This window comes from Citrobacter europaeus (assembly GCF_037482245.1).
Classification (GTDB): domain Bacteria; phylum Pseudomonadota; class Gammaproteobacteria; order Enterobacterales; family Enterobacteriaceae; genus Citrobacter; species Citrobacter europaeus.
Window position 1 is genome coordinate 4,304,854 of the sequence record NZ_CP148084.1, and the last position, 25,937, is coordinate 4,330,790.

A 25,937-nucleotide genomic window follows, 5' to 3' on the forward strand; every position below is an offset into this window, starting at 1 on the left:
TCAGACTCCTAACTTCCATGAAAGGGTGCGTAGCAGGTCGGCAAAGACGCCCGCCGCCGTCACATCGTTACCCGCGCCGTATCCGCGCAGAACCAACGGTAACGGCTGATAGTAGTGGCTATAGAATGCCAGCGCGTTTTCACCGTTTTTCACTTTGAACAGCGGATCGTTGCCGTCCACTGCATCAATTTTCACGCGACAAACGCCGTCCTCTTCGATATTGCCAACATAGCGCAATACTTTCCCCTCATCACGGGCTTTCGCCACGCGCGCGGCAAAGGCGTCGTCCAGTTGCGACAATTTCGCCATAAACGCGGAAACATCACCAGAATCATCAAACTCTTTTGGCAGGACCGGCTCAATGACAATGTCAGAAAGCTCCAGCTCACGACCGGTTTCACGGGCCAGGATCAGCAGCTTACGCGCCACGTCCGTACCGGAAAGATCGTCACGCGGATCGGGTTCGGTATAGCCCAGTTCACGCGCCATTGTGGTGGCCTGGGAGAAGCTCATGCCTTCATCCAGCTTGCCGAAAATAAACGACAGCGAACCGGAAAGAATGCCTGAGAATCGTTGCAGTTCATCGCCCGCGCTGAGCAGATTTTGCAGGTTTTCAATAACCGGCAAGCCCGCGCCCACGTTGGTGTCGTACAGGAATTTACGACGCGACTTCGCCGCGGCAAAACGCAACTGATGGTAGTAATCCATCGACGACGTGTTGGCCTTTTTGTTCGGCGTGACCACATGGAAGCCTTCGCGCAGGAAGTCAGCATACTGATCCGCCACCGCCTGGCTTGAGGTACAGTCGACAATCACCGGGTTGAGCAGATGATATTCTTTCACCAGACGAATGAGGCGCCCAAGGTTGAATGGCTCTTTCGCGCTTTCCAGCTCCGTCTGCCAGTTTTCCAGATTCAAACCGTGGACGTTGGTCAGCAGAGCCTTCGAGTTCGCCACCCCGCACACGCGCAGATCGATATGCTTCTTTTTGAGCCAGGTCTGCTGACGTTTAAGTTGTTCCAGCAGCGCACCGCCCACTCCGCCTACGCCAATCACAAACACTTCAATCACCTGGTCGGTGTTGAACAGCATCTGATGGGTAACGCGTACGCCGGTGGTCGCGTCATCGTTGTTCACTACCACCGAAATAGAACGCTCGGACGACCCCTGGGCGATCGCCACGATGTTGATGTTCGCACGAGCCAGCGCGGCAAAGAATTTCGCCGAGATGCCGCGCAGCGTGCGCATACCATCGCCAACGACGGAGATGATAGCCAGTCGCTCAGTCACCGCCAGCGGCTCCAGCAGGCCTTCTTTCAGTTCGAGATAGAATTCATCCTGCATGGCGCGCTGCGCACGCGCGCAGTCGCCCTGTGGGACGCAGAAACTGATGCTGTATTCAGAAGAGGATTGGGTGATCAGCACTACCGAGATGCCCGCACGCGACATCGCGGCGAAAACGCGCGCTGCCATACCCACCATGCCTTTCATCCCAGGGCCGGAGACGCTAAACATCGCCATATTATTGAGGTTAGAAATGCCTTTTACCGGCAAATCGTCGTCATCACTGCTGGCACCGATCAACGTACCGGGCGCTTGCGGATTACCGGTATTTTTAATCAGGCACGGGATCTGGAACTGAGCAATAGGGGTAATGGTGCGCGGGTGCAGAACTTTGGCGCCGAAGTAAGAAAGCTCCATCGCTTCCTGATAAGACATCGACTTCAGCAGCCGGGCGTCGGGTACCTGACGCGGATCGCAGGTATATACGCCGTCAACATCGGTCCAGATCTCACAACAATCAGCGCGCAAACAGGCGGCCAGTACGGCGGCAGAGTAGTCAGAGCCATTACGCCCCAGCACCACTAATTCACCTTTCTCATTTCCGGCAGTAAATCCGGCCATCAGAATCATATGGTCAGCAGGAATACGGCTGGCGGCAATGCGGCGCGTAGATTCGGCGATATCAACGGTAGATTCGAGGTAATGGCCTACTGCCAGCAATTTCTCCACCGGGTCAATGACCGTCACGTTGTGCCCGCGCGCTTCCAGCAGGCCTGCCATGATGGCGATCGACATTTTTTCACCACGGCAGATAAGCGCGGCATTGATACTGTCCGGGCACTGTCCCAGCAGGCTGATACCGTGCAGGACGTGCTTAATCTGGGCAAATTCTTGTTCAACAAAGGCTTTGAGCGGAGCCAGCGGGAAACCCGGCTGTGCAGCGGCCAGACCCACCAGCAGTTCAGAGAAAATGCGTTCGGCGTCGCTGATGTTGGCTAAAGCATCCTGACCACCGATGGTCTTTTCAATCATCGCCACCAGATGGTTGGTAATTTTTGCGGGGGCAGAGAGTACGGTCGCGACCTGCCCCTGTCTGGCATTGCTTTCCAAAATATCGGCAACCCGCAGAAAGCGCTCTGCATTTGCCACTGATGTACCGCCGAACTTCAACACTCGCATGGTTTACCTCATTGCCTTTGGTCGAAAAAAAAGCCCGCACTGTTTAGGTGCGGGCTTTTTCTTGTGTTTCCTGTACGCGTCAGCCCGCACCGTTACCTGTGGTAATGGTGATGGTTGTGGTAATAGTGATGCTGATGCGTTTCATGATGTTGTGTGCTCTGTAATTATTATCTGTCTGTGCTGTATTCTTTTAGGGTTAAAGTATCTGCTGGCCTAAGTCAATAAATTTTTAAATTGATCACATTCCGAAACTTGTTCACGAGCGACTGCTTGCCCTTTTACTTTCAACCAAAACAGCATGTTTCCCCCACTTGAAGCCAGAATAAAAAACCACGTAACAAAAACTTCTCGAAATTTTATTTTGTGATGTTTTTTTCTATATCATGTAAAAAACGGTGCAACATTGCCGTGTCTCGCTGCCCTAACAGACCCATTCGCTGTTGCAGCCAGTCCGTCAGCTTGATGTCGTCAGAAACGTTCAGCGTGGCTAATAAACGTAAAACGCGCGCACGCAATGCCTGTAGCTGAAGCTCATCCGTCACCTCACTATTTTTAGCCGGTTGTTGTATTAAACCTGCTAATTGATAGCAATACACCATCACCGCCTGTCCCAAATTGAGTGAGGGATAGTCAGCCACCATAGGTACACCGGTGAGCACATCCGCCAGAGCCAATTCTTCGTTGGTCAGCCCCGAATCCTCGCGACCAAAAACCAGTGCGGCGTGTTCCATCCACGTTAATTTTTCCTGCAACAGGGGAACCAGTTCGACCGGCGTGGCGTAATAATGAAACTTCGCCCGGCTGCGCGCGGTGGTCGCGACGGTAAAATCCACGTCGTGGAGCGCCTCCGCTAACGTTGGAAAAACGTTAATATTATCAATAATATCGCCCGAACCATGCGCAACCCATCGCGTAGCGGGTTCCAGGTGGGCTTCGCTGTCAACGATCCGTAATTGGGTGAACCCCATAGTCTTCATAGCGCGGGCAGCCGCGCCGATATTCTCCGCTCTGGCGGGGGCAACCAGAATAATTGTTAAACGCATTTCGATACTCTTTTTGGCCAGTCTGCAAGGGATTATGTGACGTAGGTCAACATATTACGCTGCGCGAATTTACATATTTTTAACAGAAATCACTGAAAAAGCATTTCGCATACGTTAAAAAATGCTAAACTATTTCCAGGCTGTACTATTGCTTTTTATGTTAACAAAAGTTGCATATCCCTCTGTTTATCCATGATAATTTAATTTAAAATGGATCGCACTGGTTGGATTCATTACATTTATTAATTTGCTCGTGCAACTAGTTGTAATATTGCAATTTTGTGATGAAAGCAAACATTTGGATACGTTGATTTCATCAAACTGTTAACGTGCTACAATTGAACTTGATATATGTCAACGAAGCGTAGTTTTATTGGGTGTCCGGCATGTCTTAGCCTGTTATGTTGCTGTTAAAATGGTTAGGATGACAGCCGTTTTTGACACTGTCGGGTCCAGAGGGAAACTACCCACGACCAAGCTAATGATGTTGTTGACGTTGATGGAAAGTGCATCAAGAACGCAATTACGTACTTTAGTCATGTTACGCCGATCATGTTAATTTACGGCATGCATCAGGCAGGTCAGGGACTTTTGTACTTCCTGTTTCGATTTAGTTGGCAATTTAGGTAGCAAACATGCAGACCCCGCACATTCTTATCGTTGAAGACGAGTTAGTAACACGCAACACGTTGAAAAGCATTTTCGAAGCAGAAGGCTATGATGTATTCGAAGCGACAGATGGCGCGGAAATGCATCAGATTCTCTCTGAATATGACATCAACCTTGTGATTATGGATATCAATCTGCCTGGGAAAAATGGCCTGCTGTTAGCGCGCGAACTCCGCGAACAAGCTAACGTTGCGCTGATGTTCCTGACGGGCCGTGATAACGAAGTCGATAAAATTCTCGGCCTCGAAATCGGCGCAGACGATTACATCACCAAGCCGTTTAACCCGCGCGAACTGACTATCCGTGCTCGTAACCTGCTGTCCCGTACCATGAACCTTGGTACTGTCAGCGAAGAACGCCGTAGCGTCGAAAGCTACAAGTTCAATGGCTGGGAGCTGGACATCAACAGCCGCTCTCTGATTGGTCCTGACGGCGAGCAGTATAAACTGCCGCGCAGCGAATTCCGTGCCATGCTTCACTTCTGTGAGAATCCGGGCAAAATCCAGTCTCGCGCAGAACTGCTGAAAAAAATGACCGGTCGCGAACTGAAGCCGCATGACCGTACCGTTGACGTGACGATCCGCCGCATTCGTAAACATTTCGAATCAACGCCGGATACGCCAGAAATCATCGCCACCATTCACGGTGAAGGCTACCGTTTCTGCGGCGACCTGCAGGATTAATTCAATTCTGATGGGTAAAAAAAACGGCGCGTTATGCGCCGTTTTTCATTTCTCTACGGGTCTATTTCCATAAGCGAAACGCGTCACTCTGCTCAGGCTGAGATGCCGGAAGTTCTGACGGTTTTGGTTTTGGCTGCGCCAGCGAGTGCCAGTCAAGATTACGCGTCAGGAACATCACCCCACACAGCGCAAACAACAGCACACCGGTACCCAGCAGTAAAGAGCTGTCCTGTGAACGCAGCAGCACCCACATCACGCCATCCAGCGCCAGTAGCGCCACGGTGAACAAAATACTGTTCCGCCAGCCCTGCAATATCGCCTGCAAATACACCCCGTTCATTAACGCGCCAACCAGGCTTGCCGTTATCCACGCCGCCGTAAAACCAATGTGTTCTGACAGCGCCAGCAGAAGCAGATAAAACATCACCAGCGATAACCCCACCAGCAGATACTGCATCGGGTGCAGACGCAGACTGGTCATGCATTCAAGCACGAAGAAAGACATAAAGGTCAGCACAATCAGCAGGATGGCATATTTTGTTGCCCTGTCCGTTAACTGATACTGATCTGCTGGCGTGGCGACAGCGACGCTAAACGCAGGCATGCCCTCCCAGCCAATTTTTTCGCCATCAAAGCGCTCGCCGAGGTTATTGGCAAACCAGCTGCTTTGCCACTGGGCCTTGAATCCTGATTCACTGATTTCGCGCTTAGCCGGAAGAAAGTCCCCAAGAAAGTTGGGATGCGGCCAGTTGCTGGTTAAGGTCATTTCACTGTTACGCCCAACCGGTACGACGGAGAAATCGCCGGTACCGCTCAAATTGAGCGACAACACCAGGCTCAGATGTTGCTCCGCCCAGCTCGCGTCAGGTAGCGGAATGTGAATTCCCTGCGCACGTCCATCCAACCCCGTCCCCGGCTCAACGACCAGCGACGTGCCATTGACCTGTGGCGCTTTTACCACGCCAATCCCGCGCGCATCACCCACACCAACCACAATAAACGGTTTGCCGACGCTGACGTTGGGATGGTTTAAATCGCTCAAGCGCTCGGCGTTAAACTCGGCCTTCACCGAAACATCGTTGTGCCAGACCTGGCCTTCATAAATACCGATTTTACGCGCTTCTACGTTCTGATTTCCCTCAACGACCAACGATTCCGGCAGCCAGAAATGGATATAGCTGCGTTTACGCTGGACCTCTTTGCCCTCCTCCAGCGAGGTATAAAGTTCAGTCACCGGAACGGCAATCAGCGGCCCTACCATCTTTTGCGGCCCGCTGGTGCTCTGACGGATAGCATCTTCGACGTCATCACGATAATCCGATCGCTCAACGATTATCTGCCTGACCATCGTCAGCGGAATTAACAGCAGCAGTATTGCGCCACCTAAGGTGACGATTTTCCAAAACAGGGGGGATTTAAACATAGCGTTCTCCTTTGCAATATCAGCAAGGTAGAACAGCTATGTGCGGAGAATTTGAAGTTATGTGAAGTGACGGTGAAGCGTAAACAGAGCCTGTACGCCCCCTTCCGGTCGGTTAGACAATGTCACCGTACCTGCGTGAAGTCGCGCAACTTCGCTGACAAACGCCAGCCCCAAACCGCTGCTCTTATGCCCATTCTCACGGGGCAGCGAGTAAAAGCGCTCAAAAATACGCGGTAACGCGAAGTCGGGGATCCCGCTGCCACTGTCGATGACCTGCAACGTGACCCGCTCCTCCTGCTGATGCGAACTCAGCGTAATCGTCCCGTCCTGCGGCGTGAAGTCGATCGCGTTGTCGAGCAAATTCCCCAATGCCTGCTCCAGTAACGCAGGGTCGGCGGCGACGCTAAGCGATGAAGGTATAATAGTCAGCGTGATGTTTTTTGCCGCCAGTTGCACGCTGCGTGCCTCTTTAAGCTGAGCAAACAGCGCGTCTACTGCCACCGCCATCAACGTTATGTCCTGTCGATTCTCCAGTCGCGCCTGACGTAGCAGAGTTTCGACCAACGCCTGCATGCGCGCATTTTGCGTCAGAATATTATCGGTAAAGCGCGCAACCACGTTCGGCGGCGGACCTTCGCGCAAAATTTCAGCGGCGCCACGGATGGCCGCCAGCGGACTTTTCAGCTCGTGCGTTAACGCGTAGACATATTGCTCAATGTAGTTTTTGCCCTCAAGCTTCAGACGCATACTTTCCAGCGCCTGCGCCAGTTTACGTAGCTCGCTGCTGCCTAAATCAGGCAGTGGGACGGGTCGATTCTCAGTAACGGAGTCGGCATAGCGCGCCAGCCGGGCAATAGAGCGGTTTATCCACCATACCATCCCGACGCCAATCACTAAGGCAATGCCCAGTAATACGGCGCTGGCCCACAGCATCCGCCGTTCACTGCGTTTAATCACCGGCGCCATCGCCGCATTCGGTTTACCGACGCTAAGCACGCCGATAATACGCCCGCCGTCAACGATCGGCGCGGCAACGTACATCACCGAACTTTCCGGATCGTTCGGGTTTTGCGGCGTACTGCGGGCGCCATATTGCCCACGCAGGGTTAACCACACGTCGTTCCAGCGGGAATAGTCCTGACCGACGGCCTGGTTGGCGGAATCAAACAATACCTTGCCCTGCGCGTCGGTCATGTAGACATGGTATTCGTTACGAACTTTGTTAATGCCGCTGATATTGGCGCTGAATGGACGGTTATGCAGCTGCGAAAATGCCTGCGCCAGCTTGCCGTTGGCGGGAGAGTCAGAGAGCAAGTCATCGCGCGCCAGCGCGGCCAGCAGCGTGGCGGTATCAATCAAGGTGCCTTCGGTCGCCCGGCGAACACCTGGCTTAATTTCCTGCACAAAGATCGACAAAACGAACCAGGCGGCGACGGCAACAATCAGAAAATAGCCGAGCAGCAAACGCATGCCAATGCGCATCAGACGCTCCTCAGGCTGTATCCCATACCGCGATGCGTATTGATAGGGGAAAACTCGGGGTTGATAGCCCGCAGCTTGGCGCGCAGCGTTTTGATGTGGGTATCGACCGTTCTGTCGAAGGTATCCTGCGCATCGGCCCAGACTAAATCCATCAACTGCTGGCGAGAGTAAATACGCCCCGGCGACATCAGCAGCGTTTTCAGCAACAGAAACTCATAGCGCGTCAGGTTTAACGGCCTGCCAAACCAGGTTATCTGCGCGGCCAGTTCATTAAGCTCAAACTCCCCACAGCGCGTCATTGATGAAGGAGCGGAGAATTTCTGCACCCGCCGCAGGAGCGTACGCACGCGGGCGCACACCTCGCGTGGAGAGAAAGGCTTGGCAACATAGTCATCCGCGCCGATTTCCAGCCCCAGCAGGCGATCCACCTCATCGCTGCGCGCGGTCAAAAACAGGATCGGCAACGCCGGATGACGCTCCAGCAGACGTCGGCATAGTTCAAAGCCGCTGATATCGGGTAGACCGACATCCAGAACGATCGCATCAGGACAGCGCTGGCGAGATTTTTCCAGCACCGGTAACCCGCGCTCAAACGCTTCCACGCTAAAACCTTCCTGCGACAGCATGTAGATAAGCGTATCGGCGATGCCCTGCTCATCCTCAACTAACCAGATCAACGGCTGTTGCATTTTGCTTCCTTGTTATTGCCGCCACGGCATGATGGGCACCGCGCTGATGGCATTTTTGGGCGATCCATCGACCACTTTATCTGAATAGGCCAGATAGGCCAGCGCATTACGTTTCGCGTCGTAAAAACGCACGACCTGTAAGGATTTAAACACCAGCGAGGTACGTTTTTTAAACACCACTTCGCCCTGCGCTTTGCCGTTCTTGATTCTGTCGCTCAGTTCTACCGGCCCTACCTGCTGGCAGGAGATGGCGGCATCGGAGGTATCTTCCGCCAGCCCCAGTCCACCTTTGATGCCGCCGGTCTTCGCCCGGCTCACGTAGCACGTCACGTTGGTCACATCCGGATCGTCAAACGCTTCGACCACAATTTTATGATCCGGCCCAAACATTTTGAAAACCGTATCGACAGATCCAATCTGCTCCGCGTGGGCGACCTGCGCCAACATCAGCAGAATTGAGGAAATGATTAAGCTCTTATATTTCATATTGTTACCATTCTTAAAAGTTACTCTGTGTAATTATTCGACATTCTAAGATAAAACGTATACAGATCACAGGATTACAATAATCACGCTTTCGTATGTCCGAAAAAAGCATTTATGAGCAAAAAAAACACTGAATGCTAAAACAGCAAAAAATGCTATTATCCACATACCTGACGTCAGGTACTCGTTGTTGAAAGGATGAGGATATTTTATGGATCAGGCTGGCATTATTCGCGACCTATTAATCTGGCTGGAAGGTCATCTGGATCAGCCTTTGTCGCTTGACAATGTGGCGGCAAAAGCAGGCTATTCCAAGTGGCACCTGCAGAGAATGTTTAAGGACGTGACGGGCCATGCTATTGGCGCCTACATCCGCGCCCGTCGTTTATCAAAATCTGCAGTGGCGCTGCGCCTGACTGCGCGCCCAATTTTGGATATTGCGCTGCAATATCGCTTTGACTCTCAACAAACCTTTACCCGCGCGTTCAAGAAACAGTTTTCCCAGACGCCTGCGCTGTATCGCCGCTCCCCGGAATGGAGCGCGTTCGGTATTCGCCCGCCAATGCGACTGGGTGAATTTACGATGCCTGCGCACGAGTTCGTTACGCTGGAAGATACGCAACTGCTTGGCACCACGCAAAGCTATTCCTGCTCGCTGGAACAGATTTCAGATTTCCGGCATGAAATGCGTATTCAGTTCTGGCGCGACTTCCTTGCTAATGCTCCTTCAATCCCGCCGGTGCTGTACGGGCTGAACGAAACGCGTCCGAGCATTGAAAAAGATGACGAGCAGGAAGTGTTTTACACCACGGCACTGACGCCGGAACAAGCCAATGGCTATGTGCCGTCGGCGCAGCCTATCCTGTTACAGGGCGGCGAGTACGTGATGTTTACCTATGAAGGGCTGGGTACCGGCGTGCAGGAGTTTATCTTGACAGTCTACGGCACATGCATGCCGATGCTGAACCTGACGCGCCGTAAAGGGCAAGATATCGAGCGATACTACCCGGCAGAAGATGCCAAAGCGGGAGATCGCCCGATCAACCTGCGCTGCGAATTCCTGATTCCGATTCGCCGCTAGCGCTGCAGTTCATCCAACGCAGGGGCATCCAGATGAGAAATGTCCCCTGCCGTTTCAACCACCCATCCCGGCGCCAGCCATAAGCTTTCCTGGTAATCGACGCGAGAAATAGAACAGTTGCGCAGACGCAGGCGACGTTCAGCCCAGGCCGGTAATCCCAGAATCGTACTCACCAGGCAACCCAGCGCGATACCGTGGCTGACCAGCAGTGGACGACTTCCCGGCGGCAGCTCCAGACAGGATGCCAGCGCCGCGTTGACGCGATCGCTCAGCTCCTGCATCGATTCCCCTTCCGGAATACGACCATCCACCGTACCGTTCACCAACTGGCGACGCCAGCCCTCTTCCTCCGGCGTCAGCGTATCAATATGACGCTGCTCCAGCACGCCCATATTCAGCTCACGCAGACGGGAGTCATAGGTGATATCACAGCCACAGGCCTGGGCGATGATTTCTGCGGTGCGTCGTGTACGACCTAAATCGCTACTGATGACATGCGTAATTCCAAACGAGCGGGCGCGTTCTCCCACCTGCATGGCTTGCTGTTCACCTTTAGCGGTCAGTGGGCTGTCTGACTGGCCTTGAATACGTCGCTCGGCGTTCCACTGCGTTTCGCCATGGCGAACAAGGTATACCTGTAACATGCTTTTTTTCCGTTATATACTCGTCATACTTTGAGTAGACTCTGCGATGAATTTTCAAACTGAGCTTAATTATGCACAAGGTTATCTCTGCAACCACCAATCCTGCCAAAATTCAGGCAATTCTGCGGGCATTTGAAGAGATTTTCGGGGAAGGATCCTGCCATATTGAACCCGTCGCCGTCGAGAGTGGCGTGCCGGAACAACCTTTCGGAAGCCAGGAAACGCGCACTGGCGCACGAAATCGCGTTGATAACGCGCGCCGCCTGCACCCGCAGGCTGATTTCTGGGTCGCTATTGAAGCGGGTATTGACGATGACGCCACCTTCAGTTGGGTGGTGATTGATAACGGCATCCAGCGTGGAGAAGCCCGTTCAGCCACACTGCCATTGCCAGCTGTCATTCTCGACAGAGTCCGCCAGGGTGAAGCGCTCGGCCCGGTGATGTCGGACTATACGGGTATTGATGAGATTGGCCGTAAAGAGGGCGCAATCGGCGTATTTACCGCGGGTAAGCTGACGCGCTCGAGCGTCTACCACCAGGCAGTGATTCTGGCGCTCAGCCCATTTCATAACGCGGTGTATTTATAGCATTGTGCCGGATGTTCAATCGTAGGCCGGATAAGGCAAAGCCGCATCCGGCGGATCAATTTTTCCCGAGCAGTACCTGCTCCAGCCAGTGGCGCAGATCCACCGGTGCGGATTTGAGGCTGTTCGACCCCCGCGTAATGGTGGCGATCCCCGCTCCAAGCTCGTTTTTAAGCTCGCGCTGGCTCATCTCGCCACGCAGCAGCTCTTCAATGATACGCACACGCGTGCCTAACGCTTCGCGCTCATCCGGCGTTAACATCAAATTGAGCAGGGGCAGGTGTAAATCTTGTTCATAGGCGTGTTTAAGCAGATCGACAAAACGTAACCACTCCTGGTGACGCTGTTCTGCCATCTCTGCTGAATAGGGTGATTGCTGAGTCATAAGATATCGCCATCGTTGCGGGGGAAGCGTGCTTGCTTCCCCCTTTTGTACTCTTTAACGAGTACGATAGCATAACACAACCGACGCGATCAGTAACGACGTTGCCATTCTGCGTCGCTCATCAACTCCGGTTTATCACCGAGGAAATAGCGGTAGTACGCATCGTAAGCCAACACGTTCTTCACGTAACCACGCGTCTCTGAGAATGGAATGCTCTCGACAAACGCGACGGCATCAATCCGGCCCGCGCTATTGCCAAGCCAGGTGCGAACGCGCCCCGGTCCGGCGTTATAGGCCGCCGACGCAAAAATGCGGTTATTACCGAATTGCTGGTAAACATACTGCAAATAGCTGGTACCAATGTTGATGTTGGTATCAGGATCCAGTAGCTGGCTCGGGCTGCTGTAACCCGGAATCGAGAACATTTTCACCGTATGCGTCGCCGTGCCTGGCATAATCTGCATCAGTCCGCTGGCGCCGACCGGCGATTTCACTTTCGGGTTCCAGGCGCTTTCCTGACGCGCTATCGCCATCGCATAGCTCGGCGGAATATCCTTGCCGCTGGTGTAACGGGTAAACAGATCCTTGTAGGCCAGCGGGAAGCGCTCTTCCAGATGATCCCACAGCTTACCGGCAATCGTCGCCTGCACGCTCAGATCCCACCAGTGATTATTGAACGCGTAACGCGCCAGTTGAGCCTGCTCAGACTTAGTGCGGCTGGTGACCAGATTCGCCCATTCACTGCGCGCGGTATTATCCATGTTCCAGTACATCAGCTCGCGTACACGCGCCATTTCCGGGCCCTGAGTTAACGCTGAGTCAACGTTGGCTGGGGCTTTATCCACTTTCAACTCATACTCTTCGCCCAGACGCTGTGCCGCCACCATCGGATAGAACCCGCGCTGCTGCATGAGCTGATGCAGGATCTCTTTGGCTTCCGCTTCGCGTCCGCGTTCCAGCAGCAGATCGGCCTGCCAGTAGCGCCACTCATCTTTTTCTTTTGCTTCCATTGGCAGACGCGCCAGCCAGGTATTCAGGCCACGACGATCGCCGGTTCCCAGCGCCATGCGCACGCGACGCTCCACAAGCGAGGTGGAATTCGAACGCATAATGGCGTCATCGCGCCATTTGGCCTGCTCGTCGGTGACGTCGTTGCCCATCAAACGCCAGGCAACAATGTCGCGCAGCTCCTGAGTTTGCTCGTCATTCAACTGCTGCGCTTGTGTCAGAGACGGGATCATCAGGCGGGCATTCTCCACATCCTGACGCGCCACGCTGGCAAAGGCCACCGCTGCCATCTGTCGGGTGAAATCCGTGGCGCCAGTAGTGCGAGCAAAGGTCATCACCGAATTTGGATCGTTGGCCAGCGCAATGATCGCCGAAGCGATTGTTTGATATTGCGCGGGCATCTGTCCGGCCAACGCGGTGACCAGTCCGGTATTCCCGGCTTTCATCGCCAGACGAATACGTTCCAGATACGCCAGCGGATCCTGGGTGCCAGAGGCGCGCCATACGCCGAATAATTTGTCACAAGCGTTCGGCTGGCTTTTCCCGGTCAACCACAGTTCTTTCGCGCCCTGCCAGGCTTCTTCGATTTGCCCGGTGCTCCATTTCGCAAAGTAATAGTTACATTGCGCTTCCGTGGTACCCGGTTTTTCCGGGCTGAATGCCAGCAGTCCACGCCAGTCTTCCCGTCGCGCCAGTTCATTCACGAAACGTGATTGCAGAGTACGCGCTGGGGGCAGCGTCGGGTTGGCGCGCACAAAATTGGTGACGGTAATGGTCGGCTGATTCATCAGATCGTCCGTAATCTGACGATATTCCAGATAAGGATACAGAGGATAGTTCTTCAGGCCGGGCATCATCTGCTCGACGACATCCATCTGTCGGTTATCCCAGGCCTGCTTAATTTGCGCATAGCGATTGCGCTGCTCATCCAGGGAATCGGCTCGCGCCACTTGACTGACCGTCAGCAGACATACGCTGGCCGCCAGCAGGCGCCAGGTAAATTGATTGGCTTTGTCCACAAGCTCTTCCTCTTCTCATGTTACGTCTGTGCAGCATCATGCCGCTTAATTCATTCATGCTAACCAGACATTGCAGAATGCGCCACGTCACGGACACTTTTTTACTTTTGTTGCGAGTGAGATCTGCTGGCTGGGATTGAGCAATGAAAAAGGCTACACTTCGCCTTTGAAAACTCTATTCATCACTATAAAAGAGGCGAAGTCCACGTGGCTCAATTCGTTTATACCATGCATCGTGTCGGCAAAGTCGTTCCGCCGAAACGTCATATTCTTAAAAACATCTCACTGAGCTTCTTCCCTGGCGCCAAAATCGGTGTACTCGGTCTGAACGGCGCGGGTAAATCTACCCTGCTACGCATCATGGCCGGCATTGATACCGATATCGAAGGTGAAGCTCGCCCACAGCCTGGCATTAAAATCGGTTACCTGCCGCAGGAGCCGAAACTGAACCCGGAACATACCGTTCGCGAATCCGTTGAAGAAGCGGTTGCAGAAGTGGTTAACGCGCTGAAAGGCCTGGATGAAGTGTACGCGAAGTACGCCGAGCCGGACGCTGACTTTGACAAACTGGCCGCGCAGCAGGGCAAGTTTGAAGAGATTATTCAGGCCCATGACGGTCATAACCTGAACGTGCAGCTTGAGCGTGCCGCCGACGCCCTGCGTCTGCCGGACTGGGACGCTAAAATTGAGAATCTCTCCGGTGGTGAACGCCGCCGCGTCGCGCTGTGCCGCCTGCTGCTGGAAAAACCAGACATGCTGCTGCTCGACGAACCGACCAACCACCTTGATGCGGAATCCGTGGCATGGCTGGAACGCTTCCTGCACGATTTCGAAGGCACCGTAGTGGCGATCACCCACGACCGTTACTTCCTCGACAACGTAGCGGGTTGGATTCTGGAGCTTGACCGTGGTGAAGGTATTCCGTGGGAAGGCAACTACTCCTCCTGGCTGGAGCAGAAAGATCAGCGTCTGGCCCAGGAAGCCTCTCAGGAAGCGGCTCGCCGTAAATCCATTGAGAAAGAGCTGGAGTGGGTACGTCAGGGCGCTAAAGGCCGTCAGTCTAAGGGCAAAGCCCGTCTGGCGCGCTTTGAAGAGCTGAACAACACCGAATATCAGAAGCGTAACGAAACCAACGAACTGTTTATCCCACCTGGAGCTCGTCTGGGCGATAAAGTCGTTGAAGTCACCAATCTGCGTAAATCCTACGGCGATCGTGTGCTGATTGACGACCTGAGCTTCTCGGTACCGAAAGGCGCCATTGTCGGCATCATCGGTCCGAACGGCGCGGGTAAATCAACCCTGTTCCGTATGATGTCCGGTCAGGAACAGCCTGACAGCGGCACCATCACGCTGGGTGAAACCGTCAAACTGGCCTCCGTTGACCAGTTCCGTGATGCGATGGACAACAGCAAAACCGTATGGGAAGAAGTTTCCGGCGGGCTGGATATCATGCGTATCGGCAATACCGAAATGCCAAGCCGCGCCTACGTGGGCCGCTTCAACTTCAAAGGTGTGGATCAGGGCAAACGCGTCGGCGAGCTGTCCGGCGGTGAGCGTGGTCGTCTGCATCTGGCGAAGCTGCTGCAGGTTGGCGGCAACATGCTGCTGCTCGATGAACCAACCAACGACCTGGATATTGAAACCCTGCGTGCGCTGGAAAACGCCCTGCTGGAATTCCCGGGCTGCGCGATGGTTATCTCGCACGACCGTTGGTTCCTTGACCGTATCGCGACTCACATTCTGGATTACCAGGATGAAGGTAAGGTTGAGTTCTTCGAAGGTAACTTTACCGAATACGAAGAGTACAAGAAACGCACGCTGGGCGCGGATGCGCTGGAGCCGAAGCGTATTAAGTACAAGCGTATTTCTAAGTAATTACCGTTAAGCGCCGGATGGCGGCGTTACGCCTTATCCGGCCTACGAGGTTAGTGCGACTTGTAGGCCAAATAAGCACCGCCATCCGGCATTTAAACTATCTCTGCTCGCCCATGAGCTCTTTCACCAACTCTACGCAGCGCAGGAAGCGACCGTCGTAGTCAGGCTCCTGAACGTGCACAAAATTGATATTGTTTTCCTGCAGCATCTCAACCAGCAGCGTCTGAAACGCTTTTCTGTCAACCGAACTACCAAGGCTGCGCAAACCATCCGCCACCCACGGGGTGTTGTTTTCCAGTAGGATCACCAGATCAAAGCGATACTCGTCAATCAGCGCCTGCACAAACGGGTGTTCACGCCCTTCATACTTTTTACAGAAGGCCTGAGTGGTCACGAAATCGGTGTCGATGAACGCCACTTTATTGGCATACTTAACTGCAAAATCAATGTATTGCGCTTGTCCCAGGGCGATCTTATCGTAGTCGGAATACTGCAACGCCATCTCATCGCCGCCCAAATGGGAGAAGACGTAATCACGCCCGTATTCCCACGCACTGGTGGTGTTAAAGATATTGGCGAGCTTGTTCACCAGCGTCGATTTGCCGCTCGACTCCCCGCCGAGGATCGCCACGGTACGTACGAAAAACGGCTTCACTTCGGTCGGTATATACTCCCAGTAGCGAAACGGGTTCTCACGAATTTGCCCGCCACTGATGCTCATAAACGTTCGCTTGGGATCCACCAGCACGGTTTCGATCCCCAGATGTTCCAGATACTGCGGGGCATCTGATTCTTCAGAAGTGTAGATCCAGTTTGGCTGGATCCCTTTCTCCTGCATAAACGTTTTGATCCCGTTGCTCCACACGTCCCAACCGTGCGGATACGGCTCCATGCCCTCTTCGTTGAAGGCATGAATACGAATATTTTTCTGATACTTAAAGGTTTGCAGCAGCCAACGTAGACGATCGGGTACCGTAGGCTGTTGCGACATGGCGCTGTCTTCAAACAGGCTTCGATCGCGCGTGTCGTCATAGCCCATGATGATATGCAGTTCATCAACCTGACTACATGCACGCTGGATAAGATAGATATGACCGGTGTGCAGCGGATAAAACTTACCGAATACCACACCAATATTTTTCTGCTGGCGTGGAAACTCCAGCCCAAGAAAGCGGTGCAATGCCTCCAGCTTTTGCGCACTGGGGCTTTTGATTTTGGCATTCAGCAGTTGGCTTAGGTATCCCTTGGTCATGCCACTGGCATCCGCCACCTGTTGCAGGGTACAGCCTTTTTGCTTTATGGCGGTTTTGAGATAGTCGAACGATGACACAAGAGCCTCCTGCTGGAAAAATCGCGTAACACTGCCTGATGGCGCTTCGCTTATCAGGCCTACAACATCAATCCGTAGGCCGGATAAGACGCATTGCGTCGCCATCCGGCAAATTATACAACATCACTGCAAACAGAGGATTATAAGTCGTCAAACACGCCTAACGCATCCGCAAGCTTTTTAACGCCAAAGACCTGCATCCCTTCCGGTACTTTTTTCGGCACGTTGGCGGCGGGAACTATCGCCCGACGAAAGCCGTGCTTTGCCGCTTCCGAAATACGCTCCTGGCCGCTGGGTACCGGACGGATTTCGCCTGCCAGTCCTACTTCGCCAAAGACCACTAAGTCCTGCGGCAACGGCCTGTCGCGCAGGCTGGAAACCATTGCCAGCAGCAGCGCCAGGTCGGCGCTGGTTTCGGTGACTTTTACGCCGCCGACCACGTTGACGAACACGTCCTGATCCGCCATCTGCAAGCCGCCGTGACGATGCAGCACCGCCAGCAGAATCGCCAGGCGGTTCTGTTCCAGACCGACCGCCACGCGACGTGGGTTCGCCATCATTGAGTGATCGACCAATGCCTGAATCTCTACCAGCAGCGGACGCGTGCCTTCCCAGACCACCATCACTGAACTGCCGGAGGTGACTTCATCGCCACGGCTTAAGAAGATAGCGGAAGGGTTACTGACTTCACGCAGCCCCTGTTCCGTCATGGCGAAGACGCCCAGCTCATTCACCGCGCCAAAGCGGTTTTTATGGCTACGCAGTGTACGGAAGCGGGAATCGGCATCACCGTCGAGCAGCACCGAGCAGTCGATACAGTGCTCCAGCACCTTCGGCCCGGCCAGCGATCCGTCTTTGGTGACATGACCAACCATCACAATCGCCACACCGCGCGTTTTGGCAAAACGCGTCAGGTAGGCCGCCGTTTCGCGCACCTGCGCCACGCTGCCCGGCGAAGACTGAATATCCGCCATGTGCATCACCTGAATGGAGTCGATCACCATCAGTTTCGGTTGTTCTTCTTCGGCAATCAGGCAAATTTGTTCGATACTGGTTTCTGACAGCATGTTCAGATTCGCCGTCGGCAGGCCAAGCCGGTGCGCGCGCATCGCTACCTGTTGCAACGACTCTTCACCGGTGACGTACAGGGTTTTCATCTGCTCAGCAAGCTTGCACAGCGTTTGCAGCAGCAGCGTTGATTTCCCCGCGCCGGGGTTACCGCCAATCAGAATGGCGCTGCCGGGTACCACCCCGCCGCCCAGCACGCGGTCAAACTCTTTAAATCCGGTGGAAAAACGCGGCAGTTCCTCAAGGCTGATGTCAGACAGCTTCTGCACTTTTGCGACGCCCGCATTCCCGGCATAGCCACTGAGCCGCTCGTTACGCGCCACCGTCGGCGACGCGGCAAGGCGTACCTCGGTAATGGTGTTCCAGGCCTGGCAGGCGCTGCATTGCCCCTGCCAGCGCGGGTAATCGGCCCCGCATTCATTACAAACAAAGGCGCGTTTTGGAGCTTTTGCCACGTTTTACCTCGTTATTTCTGGTTCATGCTGCCGGAGAGAATGCAGAACACGCCCATCAGGTCAGCATGACGGACAGTAATTTCCGTCTTTTCATTCACTTTCGGTTTGGCATGATACGCAATACCCAATCCGGCCGTTTTGATCATCGGCAGGTCGTTGGCGCCGTCGCCGATCGCTACCGTCTGCGCGATCGGGATCTCATACTCCTGCGCCAGTCGGGTCAATGTATTGGCTTTGTACTGCGCATCGACGATATCACCGATCACATTGCCGGTGAATTTACCGTCCATGATCTCCAGCTCGTTTGCCACAGCCGCCGTCAGACGCAGTTTGTTACGCAGATAATCGGCAAAGAAGGTAAAGCCGCCGGAGGCGATTGCCACTTTCCAGCCGAGCGTTTCCAGTTTTAACACCAGTTGAGTCAGGCCAGGCATCAGCGGAAGTGTTTCGCGCACCTGGTGCAAAATATTGGCATCAGCGCCCTTCAGCGTCGCCACGCGGCTGCGCAGGCTGGCGGTAAAGTCCAGTTCGCCACGCATCGCGCGTTCGGTGACTTCGGCAACCATTTCGCCGGTTCCGGCCAGTTTAGCAATTTCATCAATACACTCGATCTGGATGGCCGTCGAGTCCATGTCCATCACCAGTAAACCCGGCGTGCGCAGATGTGGAATTTTACCCAGCGGTGCAACATCCAGTCTGGCGTCATGCGCCAGTTTTGCCGCGCGCGGCGTTAATGAGCCCGCCAGACGAATCACCTGATAATCTTCAACGCACCACGCCGCCACGATCACCATCGCTGCGCCCAGTTTACTCTGGTATTGCGTTAACCGTTGCTTATCCAGCCCACGACCGTACAGCAGCCAGCCACTGCGGCCCGCGTGGTAATCCAGCGGCATCACTTCATCACCGCTTAAAGAGAGGGGCAGACCTGGCCACAGAGAGACATCTTCAGGTAGATCGCACCAGGTAATGTTTGGCATTAAAGCTCCTGTAAAATCGTTCGGGTCGGAATCATCAGGGGAAAATAACGCATGAGGCTACCCTGTAACCAGCGCTTCTGGCAACATTAAGTCTCAAATTTTCAGCAGGTGGAATATGGCTCGCACAAAACTGAAATTCCGACTTCATCGTGCAGTGATTGTATTGTCCTGCCTTGCGCTGCTCGTCGCTCTGATGCAGGGGGCTTCCTGGTTTAGTCAAAGCCACCAGCAGCAGCGTAATCCTCAGCTCGAAGAGCTGGCGCGCACGCTGGCTCGCCAGGTTGCGTTAAACGTCGCCCCATTGATGCGTACCGAAACGCCGGATGAAAAGCGCATTAAGGCGGTGCTCACGCAACTGACGGAGAGTAGCCGTATTCTGGACGCTGGCGTGTACGACGAACAGGGAGACCTGATTACGCGCACCGGTGAGAGCGTCAATGTTCGTGACCGGCTGGCGCTCGACGGCAAAAAAGCCGGGGGATATTTTAACCAGCAGATTGTCGAACCCATCCAGGGGAAAAATGGTCCGCTGGGCTATCTACGCCTGACGCTGGATACCCACACGCTCGCGACCGAAGCCAAGCAGGTGGATAACACCACCAACATCTTACGCCTGATGCTGCTTCTGTCGCTGGCAATCGGCGTGGTGCTGACCCGTACCTTATTGCAAGGTAAGCGTACCCGCTGGCAGCAATCCCCTTTCCTGCTGACCGCCAACAAACCGGTGCAGGAAGAAGATAACGAGAAAAAAGAGTAAAAACAGTAAAATAAAGGGAAATCAACCATGACCACACTACGCCTGCTTATCTCAGACTCTTACGATCCGTGGTTTAACCTCGCGGTCGAAGAGTGCATTTTTCGCCAGATGCCCGCCACGCAGCGCGTCTTGTTCTTATGGCGTAACGCCGATACGGTGGTGATTGGCCGGGCGCAAAACCCATGGAAAGAGTGTAATACCCGGCGTATGGAGGAAGACAACGTGCGGCTCGCCCGTCGCAGTAGCGGCGGCGGCGCGGTATTCCATGACTTAGGCAATACCTGCTTTACCTTTATGGCCGGTAAGCCAGAGTACGACAAAACCATCTCCACCGCGATTGTCCTCAATGCTTTGAACGCATTGGGCGTAGAGGCCGACGCCTCCGGGCGTAACGATCTGGTGGTCAAAACGCCAGACGGCGATCGCAAGGTTTCCGGCTCTGCTTATCGGGAAACGAAAGATCGCGGATTCCACCACGGCACGCTGCTGTTGAACGCGGATTTAAGCCGCCTGGCAAACTATCTCAATCCCGATAAAAAGAAACTTGCCGCCAAAGGCATCACCTCGGTTCGCTCGCGGGTGGCGAATTTAACGGAGCTGTTGCCGGGCATTACCCATCAACAGGTCTGTCAGGCCATTACGGAAGCCTTTTTTACCCACTACGGCGAACGTGTCGAAGCGGAAATGATCTCGCCGGATAAAACGCCGGATCTGCCGAACTTTGCCGACACCTTTGCCCGCCAGAGCAGTTGGGAGTGGAATTTTGGTCAGGCACCTGCATTCTCGCACCTGCTTGACGAGCGTTTCACCTGGGGCGGCGTTGAGCTGCATTTCGACGTGGAGAAAGGTTATATCACACGTACGCAGGTGTTTACCGACAGCCTCAATCCCGCGCCGTTAGAAGCGCTGGCGGGTCGTCTGCAAGGATGCTTGTACCGTGCGGATATGCTGCAACAGGAGTGTGAGGCGCTGCTGGTTGATTTCCCGGAGCAAGAAAAAGAGTTACGCGAGCTGTCGGCATGGATTGCCGGAGCGGTGCGTTAAGCACTGGCCTGAAAATGCCGGATGGCGGCGACGCCTTATCCGGCCTACGAGAAGAATGGTAAGCCCGGTCAGCTCAGAGCCACCGGGCAAACAACGCTTACTCTTTATCGCCCAGCAGAACGGATTCCAGTGCGATTTTGATCATGTCGTTGAAGGTCGTCTGACGTTCAGCCGCAGTGGTTTGCTCGTGAGTACGGATATGGTCGGATACGGTGCAGATGGTCAGCGCTTTCGCACCAAACTCAGCCGCGACGCCGTAGATGCCCGCCGCTTCCATTTCCACGCCCAGCACGCCGTATTTTTCCATCACGTCGAACATTTCGCCGTCCGGAGAGTAGAACAGGTCAGCGGAGAACAGGTTGCCCACGCGCGCGTCTACGCCCAGCGCTTTTGCCGCATCAACCGCGTTACGCACCATGTCGAAATCAGCGATAGCGGCGAAGTCATGATCTTTAAAACGGATACGGTTAACTTTGGAGTCGGTGCAGGCGCCCATACCGATAACCACGTCACGCAGTTTAACGTCCATACGCACAGCGCCGCAGGAACCTACGCGAATGATTTTCTTCACGCCGAAATCGGTGATCAACTCTTTGGTGTAGATGGAACAGGACGGGATACCCATACCGTGGCCCATTACGGAGATCTTACGGCCTTTGTAAGTACCGGTGAAACCTAACATGCCGCGCACGTTGTTCACTTCACGAACATCTTCGAGGAAAGTTTCAGCAATATGCTTTGCACGCAGCGGGTCGCCCGGCATCAATACGACGTCAGCGAAATCACCCATTTCTGCATTAATATGTGGAGTTGCCATTTTTTATCCTTATTTCGTTGTTATTGCCTGATGGCGACTACGCCTTATCAGGCCTACAAAACGTATCCAAATACCCTAAGGATTTCGCGTTGTAGGAAGGCGACGAATTCGTGTATCCCCGGGAGCATAGATTCACTATGTGACCGGGGTGAGCGAATGAAGTCAACGCATCTACAGCGCGAAAGACAACGGGTATTACAGCATGTTTTTACCGTAGTCCATCGGCGACGTACCAAAGTAGCTCGCCAGCGTCTGACCGATATCCGCGAAGGTTTCACGGTGACCTAAAGAGCCAGGTTTAACTTTCGGGCCGTAGACCAGTACCGGAATGTGCTCTCGGGTGTGGTCAGTGCCGGTCCAGCTCGGGTCGCAGCCGTGGTCGGCGGTCAGGATCAGAATGTCATCTTCTCCTACCAGCTCCATCAGCTCTGGCAGACGGCGGTCAAACAGTTCCAGACCCGCGGCGTAACCGGCGATATCGCGACGATGTCCCCATGAAGAGTCGAAATCAACGAAGTTGGTGAAGACGATGGTCTTATCACCGGCTTCTTTCATCTCTTTGATGGTGGCGTCGAACAGCGCGTCCAGACCGGTGGCTTTCACTTTTTTAGTGATGCCGCAGTTAGCGTAGATATCCGCGATTTTACCGACGGAAACCACGTGACCGTCTTTCTCGTCGACCAGTTTCTGCAGCACGGTCGGTGCTGGCGGCTCAACGGCCAGATCGTGACGGTTACCGGTACGCTGGAAGTTACCGGCTTTATCACCGATAAACGGACGTGCGATAACACGACCGATGTTGTAACCACCTTCGGTCAGTTCCTCACGGGCGATTTCGCACAGCTCGTAGAGTTTATCCAGGCCAAAAGTCTCTTCGTGGCAGGCAATCTGGAACACGGAGTCAGCGGAGGTATAGAAAATCGGCTTGCCGGTTTTCATATGCTCTTCACCCAGTTGATCCAAAATCACGGTACCGGAAGAGTGGCAGTTGCCGAGGTAGCCCGGCAGGTTGGCACGTTTTACCAGCTTATCCAGCAGTTCCTGCGGGAAGCTGTTTTCATGATCGGAGAAATAACCCCAGTCAAACAGAACCGGAACACCGGCGATTTCCCAGTGACCAGACGGTGTATCTTTCCCGGAAGAGAGTTCATGCGCCCATGCATAGGCGCCAATGACTTCCGCGTTACCGTCCATGCCAGCAGCAATTTTACCGGTAGAACCTTCGTGAGCTTTCACCAGGCCCAGACGGGTCAGGTTAGGCAGAGTCAGTGGGCCTTTGCGACCATTGTCAGCTTCACCTTTCGCACAGGCTTCTGCAATGTGTCCCATAGTGTCTGAGCCTACGTCGCCAAAGCGATCCGCATCTTCAGTCGCACCAATACCAAAGGAGTCCAGCACCATAATAAATGCACGTTTCATATTAATCTCCGTACCTTTTGCGCCGCAAAAAAGCGATCAGATCAGTATACAGTTATTCGGTTATACGACGATAGACTGTCGGTGTAATTTCTGGCGCTTTATCGTCAAGGCTGATTGCCGCTTTGACCGCTTTCGCCGCTTCCTGCCAGCTGGCTTCATCTTTCGCGTGGATCACCGCCAGCGGACGCTGTCCATCTACACTGTCGCCCAAACGCGCCATGTCGCTAAAGCCAACGCTGTAATCAATGGTGTCCGAAGCCTGACGACGACCGCCGCCCATGGAAACGACCGCCATTCCCAGCGCACGAGTATCCATGGCGCTAACAAAGCCTTCGGTATCAGCATATACCGCTTTGCTGAGCATTGCCGTCGGCAGGTACTTCGCATAATTTTCGACGAAATCGGTCGGTCCTTTCTGCGCCGCAACCATGCGACCAAAAATCTCTGCCGCTTTACCGTTATCCAACACCGCCTGCAATTTCGCACGGGCTTCAGCGTCATCTTTCGCCAGTTTGCCGGAGATCAGCATTTCCACGCACAGCGCCATGGTGACGTCTAACAGACGTGGATTGCGGTATTCACCGGTCAGGAACTGCACCGCTTCGCGGACTTCTACCGCGTTACCAGCGCTCGAGGCCAGTACCTGGTTCATATCGGTTAACAGCGCGGTGGTACGTACACCCGCCCCGTTCGCCACGCCGACAATCGCTTCGGCAAGGGCTTCAGAAAGCTCGTAGGTCGGCATAAAGGCGCCGCTGCCTACTTTCACATCCATCACCAACGCATCCAGCCCTTCCGCCAGCTTTTTCGCCAGGATGGAGCCGGTAATCAGCGGAATGGAATCCACGGTCGCGGTAATATCGCGGGTGGCATAAAAACGTTTATCCGCCGGTGCGAGCGAGCTGGTTTGCCCAATAATCGCCACACCCACGTCTTTAATAATTTCACGGAAACGCGCGTCGTCCGGGAAGATATCAAACCCAGGAATCGCTTCCAGTTTATCGAGCGTACCGCCGGTGTGCCCCAGGCCACGCCCGGAGATCATCGGAATATAGCCGCCACAGGCAGCAACCATCGGGCCTAACATCAGTGACGTTACGTCACCCACGCCGCCGGTAGAGTGTTTATCCACAATCGGGCCGTTCAGCTGCAGGCTTTTCCAGTCCAGCACGGTTCCTGAATCACGCATTGCCATGGTCAGCGAAACTCGCTCAGGCATTGTCATATCGTGGAAGAAAATGGTCATCGCCAGGGCGGCGATTTGTCCTTCAGAGATGGTGTTGTCGCGAATACCATTGATAAAGAAACGAATTTCTTCATCGCTCAGCGCATGACCATCACGTTTTTTACGAATAATTTCTTGTGCGAGAAACACGGTAACCCCCGATTAATCAGGTTAAATGCTGCGGAAAACCCACTGCAATGAATGATTACTCTTAATAATCCAAGCCGTTGTAGGCCGGGTAAGCAACGCGCACCCGGCAGTCGTACTGATGCCGGATGGCGGCTGCGCCTTATCCGGCCTACGATGGGCAATTCAAACTTAGTAGCTGCTTGCGCTCTTACCGTCGCCATGACCCAGCGCTTTCAGCAGGCTCGCCAGCAGGCTGGATGCGCCAAAACGATAGTGACGAGAATCAGCCCAGTCAGCGCCAAACAGTTCGTCGGCAATCGCCAGGAACTGCTGTGCATCTTCTGCAGTACGCACGCCGCCAGCCGGTTTGAAACCTACGGTTTTAGAAACACCCATGTCGCGGATCACTTCCATCATGATGCGAGCGCTTTCAGGGGTCGCATTGACCGGCACTTTACCGGTAGAGGTTTTGATGAAATCAGCACCGGCTTTGATGGAGATTTCAGACGCTTTGCGAATCAGGGCTTCTTCTTTCAGTTCACCGGTTTCGATGATCACTTTCAGCAGCACGTTTGCCGCCGCGCACGCGTCTTTACAGGCTTTAACCAGATCAAAACCAACCTGCTCGTTACCCGCGATCAGCGCACGATACGGGAACACCACGTCAACTTCATCTGCACCGTAGGCTATCGCCGCGCGGGTTTCAGCCAGCGCAATCTCGATGTCGTCGTTGCCGTGCGGGAAGTTGGTGACGGTGGCAATACGGATGTCCGGCGTGCCCTGCTCTTTCAGAGTCTTACGCGCAACAGGAATGAAACGTGGATAGATGCAAATTGCTGCCGTGTTGCCAACCGGGGTCTTCGCCTGATGACACAGCGCGATCACTTTTTCATTGGTGTCGTCATCATTCAGGGTGGTCAGGTCCATCAGTTTCAGTGCACGCAGGCTGCTTGCTGTTAAATCGGTCATAACATTCTCCAACGGCATCGCCGTATAAAATTTCACCTTGCGAGTTTGTTAGTATTCTAACATCCGCTCGCTATTACACTTCGATATACATCACAGTTAATGAAAACCACATACAGATTTGCATTACTCTAATGAGATCTACTTCAAATAAATAACCTTTCCTGAGGGGATGCGGTGGCATCAGGCGCATCCGGATCAAAGGTTGTGGCG

At 54.0% G+C, this 25,937-nt stretch carries 24 protein-coding genes and 1 other annotated feature; of the genes, 6 read left to right on the forward strand and 18 right to left on the reverse strand.

What is annotated here, in order from left to right; all coding sequences use genetic code 11:
* The 4 genes from thrA to yjjY all read right to left on the reverse strand — a co-directional run bounded on the left by thrA (position 1) and on the right by yjjY (position 4,046).
* Entirely contained in the window at positions 1-2,463 is a 2,463-nt protein-coding gene (gene thrA, locus WHR59_RS20150; RefSeq protein ID WP_043018355.1) for a bifunctional aspartate kinase/homoserine dehydrogenase I, read from the reverse strand.
* 23 nt (positions 2,464-2,486) lie between these two features.
* Positions 2,487-2,613 (reverse strand) — a sequence feature (Thr leader region).
* Positions 2,543-2,608 (reverse strand): thr operon leader peptide, encoded by a 66-nt coding sequence (thrL, locus tag WHR59_RS20155; protein WP_032337689.1) that lies wholly within the window; start codon positions 2,606-2,608, stop codon positions 2,543-2,545. It overlaps the preceding feature by 66 nt.
* 206 nt (positions 2,614-2,819) lie before the next feature.
* Entirely contained in the window at positions 2,820-3,506 is a 687-nt protein-coding gene (locus WHR59_RS20160; RefSeq protein ID WP_338843400.1) for a tRNA/rRNA methyltransferase, read from the reverse strand.
* Between the two features lie 399 nt (positions 3,507-3,905).
* Entirely contained in the window at positions 3,906-4,046 is a 141-nt protein-coding gene (gene yjjY, locus WHR59_RS20165; protein ID WP_042998021.1) for a protein YjjY, read from the reverse strand.
* A gap of 95 nt (positions 4,047-4,141) precedes the next feature.
* Here yjjY and arcA point away from each other — a divergent pair, with 95 nt between their 5' ends.
* Positions 4,142-4,858 carry a two-component system response regulator ArcA gene (gene arcA, locus WHR59_RS20170; protein WP_001194359.1) on the forward strand — a complete coding sequence of 239 codons (717 nt, stop codon included), beginning with the start codon at positions 4,142-4,144 and terminating at the stop codon, positions 4,856-4,858.
* Between the two features lie 61 nt (positions 4,859-4,919).
* Here the strand turns inward: arcA and creD are convergent, their stop codons facing one another.
* Genes creD through creA form a run of 4 tightly spaced genes read right to left on the reverse strand, consistent with a single transcriptional unit; the run spans position 4,920 to position 8,938 of the window.
* Positions 4,920-6,281, reverse strand: coding sequence for a cell envelope integrity protein CreD (creD, locus tag WHR59_RS20175; protein WP_227093370.1), 1,362 nt, complete (start codon positions 6,279-6,281; stop codon positions 4,920-4,922).
* Positions 6,282-6,338: 57 nt separating this feature from the next.
* A complete protein-coding gene (gene creC, locus WHR59_RS20180; RefSeq protein ID WP_043018352.1) occupies positions 6,339-7,763 on the reverse strand; it encodes a two-component system sensor histidine kinase CreC in 1,425 nt (474 codons plus the stop codon).
* Positions 7,763-8,452 carry a two-component system response regulator CreB gene (gene creB, locus WHR59_RS20185; RefSeq protein WP_043018351.1) on the reverse strand — a complete coding sequence of 230 codons (690 nt, stop codon included), beginning with the start codon at positions 8,450-8,452 and terminating at the stop codon, positions 7,763-7,765. Before creB ends, creC begins: the two co-directional genes overlap by 1 nt.
* A 12-nt stretch (positions 8,453-8,464) precedes the next feature.
* Positions 8,465-8,938: a protein CreA gene (gene creA, locus WHR59_RS20190; protein WP_043018350.1), complete on the reverse strand. Its 474-nt coding sequence runs from the start codon at positions 8,936-8,938 to the stop codon at positions 8,465-8,467.
* A 211-nt stretch (positions 8,939-9,149) separates the two neighbouring features.
* On the opposite strand from creA, the gene robA reads away from it, so the two are divergent.
* Positions 9,150-10,019: an MDR efflux pump AcrAB transcriptional activator RobA gene (robA, locus tag WHR59_RS20195; protein WP_087052205.1), complete on the forward strand. Its 870-nt coding sequence runs from the start codon at positions 9,150-9,152 to the stop codon at positions 10,017-10,019.
* Here robA and gpmB read toward each other — a convergent pair.
* Positions 10,016-10,663 carry a 2,3-diphosphoglycerate-dependent phosphoglycerate mutase GpmB gene (gene gpmB, locus WHR59_RS20200; protein WP_005123948.1) on the reverse strand — a complete coding sequence of 216 codons (648 nt, stop codon included), beginning with the start codon at positions 10,661-10,663 and terminating at the stop codon, positions 10,016-10,018. The genes robA and gpmB overlap by 4 nt on opposite strands.
* Before the next feature lie 71 nt (positions 10,664-10,734).
* Here gpmB and yjjX point away from each other — a divergent pair, with 71 nt between their 5' ends.
* Complete coding sequence (yjjX, locus tag WHR59_RS20205; RefSeq protein ID WP_043018348.1) at positions 10,735-11,250, forward strand: inosine/xanthosine triphosphatase; 516 nt, start codon at positions 10,735-10,737, stop codon at positions 11,248-11,250.
* Positions 11,251-11,305: 55 nt separating this feature from the next.
* On the opposite strand, the gene trpR is transcribed toward yjjX, so the two are convergent.
* The gene (gene trpR, locus WHR59_RS20210) at positions 11,306-11,632 is read right to left on the reverse strand and encodes a trp operon repressor (RefSeq protein WP_005123945.1); all 327 of its coding nucleotides are present in this window, start codon (positions 11,630-11,632) and stop codon (positions 11,306-11,308) included.
* Positions 11,633-11,721: 89 nt separating this feature from the next.
* On the reverse strand, positions 11,722-13,659 hold the full coding sequence (gene sltY / locus WHR59_RS20215) for a murein transglycosylase (protein WP_338843401.1): 1,938 nt from the start codon (positions 13,657-13,659) through the stop codon (positions 11,722-11,724).
* 207 nt (positions 13,660-13,866) lie between these two features.
* Between sltY and ettA the strand changes: the two genes are divergently transcribed.
* A complete protein-coding gene (gene ettA / locus WHR59_RS20220; protein WP_043018346.1) occupies positions 13,867-15,534 on the forward strand; it encodes an energy-dependent translational throttle protein EttA in 1,668 nt (555 codons plus the stop codon).
* 97 nt (positions 15,535-15,631) lie between these two features.
* On the opposite strand, the gene nadR is transcribed toward ettA, so the two are convergent.
* From nadR to serB, 3 genes are all read right to left on the reverse strand, one after another.
* Positions 15,632-16,864: a multifunctional transcriptional regulator/nicotinamide-nucleotide adenylyltransferase/ribosylnicotinamide kinase NadR gene (gene nadR / locus WHR59_RS20225; protein ID WP_043018345.1), complete on the reverse strand. Its 1,233-nt coding sequence runs from the start codon at positions 16,862-16,864 to the stop codon at positions 15,632-15,634.
* 140 nt (positions 16,865-17,004) lie between these two features.
* Positions 17,005-18,387: a DNA repair protein RadA gene (radA, locus tag WHR59_RS20230; protein WP_043018344.1), complete on the reverse strand. Its 1,383-nt coding sequence runs from the start codon at positions 18,385-18,387 to the stop codon at positions 17,005-17,007.
* An 11-nt stretch (positions 18,388-18,398) separates the two neighbouring features.
* The gene (gene serB, locus WHR59_RS20235) at positions 18,399-19,367 is read right to left on the reverse strand and encodes a phosphoserine phosphatase (RefSeq protein ID WP_338843402.1); all 969 of its coding nucleotides are present in this window, start codon (positions 19,365-19,367) and stop codon (positions 18,399-18,401) included.
* Between the two features lie 115 nt (positions 19,368-19,482).
* On the opposite strand from serB, the gene WHR59_RS20240 reads away from it, so the two are divergent.
* Together WHR59_RS20240 and lplA are read left to right on the forward strand one after the other, a co-directional pair.
* Positions 19,483-20,124, forward strand: a complete 642-nt coding sequence (locus WHR59_RS20240) for a YtjB family periplasmic protein (RefSeq protein WP_043018342.1) — start codon at positions 19,483-19,485, stop codon at positions 20,122-20,124.
* A 27-nt stretch (positions 20,125-20,151) separates the two neighbouring features.
* Positions 20,152-21,168: a lipoate--protein ligase LplA gene (gene lplA / locus WHR59_RS20245; protein ID WP_338843403.1), complete on the forward strand. Its 1,017-nt coding sequence runs from the start codon at positions 20,152-20,154 to the stop codon at positions 21,166-21,168.
* A gap of 97 nt (positions 21,169-21,265) precedes the next feature.
* On the opposite strand, the gene deoD is transcribed toward lplA, so the two are convergent.
* The 4 genes from deoD to deoC form a co-directional block, all read right to left on the reverse strand.
* Positions 21,266-21,985, reverse strand: a complete 720-nt coding sequence (gene deoD / locus WHR59_RS20250; RefSeq protein ID WP_000224864.1) for a purine-nucleoside phosphorylase — start codon at positions 21,983-21,985, stop codon at positions 21,266-21,268.
* A gap of 195 nt (positions 21,986-22,180) precedes the next feature.
* Positions 22,181-23,404 (reverse strand): phosphopentomutase, encoded by a 1,224-nt coding sequence (deoB, locus tag WHR59_RS20255; protein ID WP_043018340.1) that lies wholly within the window; start codon positions 23,402-23,404, stop codon positions 22,181-22,183.
* Between the two features lie 52 nt (positions 23,405-23,456).
* Positions 23,457-24,779: a thymidine phosphorylase gene (gene deoA / locus WHR59_RS20260; RefSeq protein ID WP_043018339.1), complete on the reverse strand. Its 1,323-nt coding sequence runs from the start codon at positions 24,777-24,779 to the stop codon at positions 23,457-23,459.
* 168 nt (positions 24,780-24,947) lie between these two features.
* The gene (gene deoC, locus WHR59_RS20265; protein WP_042312514.1) at positions 24,948-25,727 is read right to left on the reverse strand and encodes a deoxyribose-phosphate aldolase; all 780 of its coding nucleotides are present in this window, start codon (positions 25,725-25,727) and stop codon (positions 24,948-24,950) included.
* Positions 25,728-25,937: the final 210 nt, after the last annotated feature.